This is a genomic window from Microvirga sp. P4_G7 (assembly GCF_056401005.1).
In genome coordinates this window covers 1-3,321 of record NZ_JBFUKD010000427.1, presented here as the reverse complement: position 1 = coordinate 3,321, position 3,321 = coordinate 1, and the positions used below count along the sequence as shown (strand labels likewise).

The window sequence follows — 3,321 nt, the reverse complement described above, 5'->3', positions numbered from 1 at the left end:
GGACACGCCACCAAGTTGCGCGAAGGGAACGCTCGACGTGTCCGTCTTCGGCATCGCGACAGTATTGAGCGTGATCGCGGACGAGGTTCCGACTGCCCGGCGCCACAACGAATGGAAAAGTTCGGCCGCCTTGCCGGCCGCGCCGGGAGCCACGGCAACCACCTGCTGATTAGCGACATTTGCCAACCGAATGCTGTCGCCGCCCTCGATGTCGGCGAGGCCTTTGAAAGCTTGCGCACGCCATGCGTCGAAAGCGGCCGCGGTATCGCCGCCGACCGACTTGGCCTGTGCCGACAGAGCGTCCAGGGCCGCGTTGATATCGTCGGACAACGCCGAATCCGCGATGACGACATCAGCCTTGAGGCGCCCGGATTGAAGAAGGAGCACAGCTGCCACCTCGGCCGCATCCCGCACGACATGGCTTTCGCGCCCTGCCAGCGCTTGGAAGGCGGGAAGGCCGAGAAGAACGTCGGGCACCTTGATGCCGGTCAGGTTGATCGCGTCGCCAATTGCAGGGAGCGCGGTGACCTTCGGGTGTTTTCCGGCCTGTTCGAGGGCAGCGCCCACCCGCCAAGCCGCATCGAAGGACTCGGCTGAAAGCTTGCGGCGCGAAACGAGCACGGTCGGGAAGCGCGGAAGCGCTGACCACGCGGTCGTCAGATCGCGCACCGCGTCGCGATCGAAGCGGTACGTGAACCGCGTCGTCGCGGCGATCTCAGCAACATTTCCAATCGAGCGCTCGTCTGCGCAAAGATTGTCGCTGACGACGGATGACCATGCGAGGTTCAATCGCACAAAGCCTGTCGAGCGCGGGCTTCCGTCCACACCCATGGCGATATCGATCGGCCCCTCGGTCTGATCGGGGACACGCGCCGCAACCGGATAGCCATCGAGCGAGACGAGAAGGGTCGTGCGACCTCCGTCGGCGCGCAGATACTTGCCGGCAATCTTGAGTGTCGCATCGGAGATCCGGACATTGGCCGGAACGGGAAAATAGATATCGCGACGTCCATCCATGGAACCGAGTACGGACGGGCCAGTGAAGCCGAGATCGGCGAGCGTGATCTCGCGCGTTACCGTTCGCTCGCCTGCCATCTGCTTGAAGAGCGAGGCCGCATCGCGCGGCGCTTCACCTTGTGCGGCAAGCGGTGTGACGACAAGCACCGGGAGGACAGCCAAGCAGCCGGAACGGATCTCCAGACGCAGAAGTGCAAGAATATTCGATGTCATTCGTATTTCCATGAGGTGTCGTCGTGCGGCCACGTCGCGAAAGTGAGGAGCCGGCTCGGTTGCGATCAGGCGGCGAGATCCTGGGGAGAGGTTCCAACGAATTCGTCGACAGGCTCGCCCATGAGGGCGGCGACGATGCGATCACACGCCTTGCCATCACCATAGGGGTTCAGGCGGCGTGCGAAATTTCCGTAGACGGCTGGCCGATCGTACAGATTCGTGACCGAAGTCACGATGGTGGCTTCATCGGTTCCAACCAGTTGAACCGTACCGGCAGTAACGGCCTCCGGTCGCTCCGTGACCTCCCGCGTCACGAGAACTGGCTTGCCGAGCGCCGGTGCTTCTTCCTGAACGCCGCCGGAATCCGTCATGATCACGTGTGCGCGGCGCATGAGATAGACGAACGGCACGTAATCGAGAGGATCGATGAGGTGGACGTTCGGCAGTCCCGCGAGCGCACTTCGAACAGCGTGGCTGACGTTCGGATTGAGATGCACGGGATAGACGATTTGGATATCGGGACGCCCGGAGAGGCGACGCAGGGCGGCGCAGATGCTGGTCAACCCCGAACCGAGGTTTTCGCGCCGATGTCCGGTGACGAGGAGCAACTTGCGGCTCGCATCCAGGAATGAGAATTGCTCATCCAACCGAGTTTGAAGAGACGCATCTCCGTCGATGCGCGAAAGCGTCAACATCAGCGCGTCGATGACCGTGTTGCCGGTGACGATGACACGTCCGCCGAGGCGCTCTCCCAACAGGTTCGCCCTGGATTCCATGGTAGGCGCGAAAAGGAGATCCGACACAACGTCGACGACCCTCCTGTTCATCTCTTCAGGCCATGGGTGCGACAAGTTGTAGGTTCGCAATCCTGCTTCCACGTGCCCGACAGGGATACGCCGATGAAACGCGGCGAGAGCGGCGCTCATCGCGGTCGTGGTATCCCCGTGCACAAGGACGCGATCCGGCTTTACATCGACGTAAATGGAATCGATCGCGACCGACGTGCGCGCCATCAAGTCGTTGAGACCTTGGTTTTTCACCATCAGTTTGAGATCGAAGTCAGGCTGAATCTGGAAATTGCGCAACACTTGGTCGAGCATTTCGCGGTGCTGTCCGGTGACGCAGACAAGCGAAGTCACGTCGGCCCGCCTCCGCAATGCCTCGACAAGCGGCGCCATCTTGATCGCTTCGGGGCGCGTGCCAAAAACAGAAAGTACTCGCATTGCCGACAGAGCCTTATATGGTATAATGTTCTACGTTTAACGTAGAGTTAACTCAGTAAGACTGTGGTGCGGTACACGTATTCGACTCTGGACACCTCACCCTACAGGGGGAGGATTTGCGATTTTTTTCACAGCGACTCGGCCATTTGTTAGATCGTTACGATTAGATTTGGAAATGTTGTTTCAAACATCATCGGAAAATTTGCCCAATCGGACAATTTTGCCTATGCAGTTGCGCGATCGGGAACTTGTTGCGGTCGCGATCGGGGTTTTCGGATGATCGACATTTCGCCCGAGGTGGAAGCGCTCACGGAGCGTATCTACGAAGCGACGACCGGACTTCTCGATTGGCGCATTTTCCTCAAAGACCTCGCCAGCGCGACCGATTGCTCAGGCGCCTTGATGGTGTCGTACAGGGACGGCTTCCTCTACTGGGTGGCATCGCCAGAGATCGAACGGGATGCCGCGATCTGGATCGAACTCATCCAGAAACGCTGCCCTGACGGAGTGAGTACCCTCTTCTCACGGTTGGAACCGCGTTTTGCGGTTCTGGAGCGACCGGAGACAGACGAACTCGGTTCTTCGGAGACGCTACCGACGGGGCCGTTCGCCTCGATCGGAGGCGCCCTCATTCCGGCCGGCACGGATGACATCGCCATCCTGTTGACCCGATCCGATGAATCGGGTCCTCTCGATCGTTCGACCTCTCTAATCCTCGAGCGCCTGCAACCTCACCTAGCGAGGGCGGCGCGCCTGTCCGGTCCGGTTGCTGCGAAGAGCGCGGTTCCCGTCTTGGAGGCGCTTACGTCGCTTGGTCTGCCTGCGGCGCTTCTCGACGGTCGAGGCCGCATGATGATGCACAATGCCC

General features: G+C 60.4%; 3 protein-coding genes. 1 reads left to right on the top strand and 2 read right to left on the bottom strand.

Annotated features, from left to right (window positions below):
* A partial coding sequence (locus AC1DT3_RS15805) for a cellulose biosynthesis cyclic di-GMP-binding regulatory protein BcsB (protein WP_477466196.1) occupies positions 1-1,230 on the bottom strand: 1,230 nt, incomplete at its 3' end.
* Between the two features lie 65 nt (positions 1,231-1,295).
* Complete coding sequence (gene wecB / locus AC1DT3_RS15800; RefSeq protein WP_477466195.1) at positions 1,296-2,453, bottom strand: non-hydrolyzing UDP-N-acetylglucosamine 2-epimerase; 1,158 nt, start codon at positions 2,451-2,453, stop codon at positions 1,296-1,298.
* A 276-nt stretch (positions 2,454-2,729) separates the two neighbouring features.
* On the opposite strand from wecB, the gene AC1DT3_RS15795 reads away from it, so the two are divergent.
* Positions 2,730-3,321, top strand: a 592-nt coding sequence (locus AC1DT3_RS15795; RefSeq protein ID WP_477466194.1) for a hypothetical protein, incomplete at its 3' end; no start/stop codon positions are given.

What these genes read in the sequence shown, in the direction of transcription:
- wecB (WP_477466195.1), bottom strand. Translation starts at nt 2,453, where the DNA reads ATGCGAGTACTTTCTGTTTTTGGCACGCGCCCCGAAGCGATCAAGATG.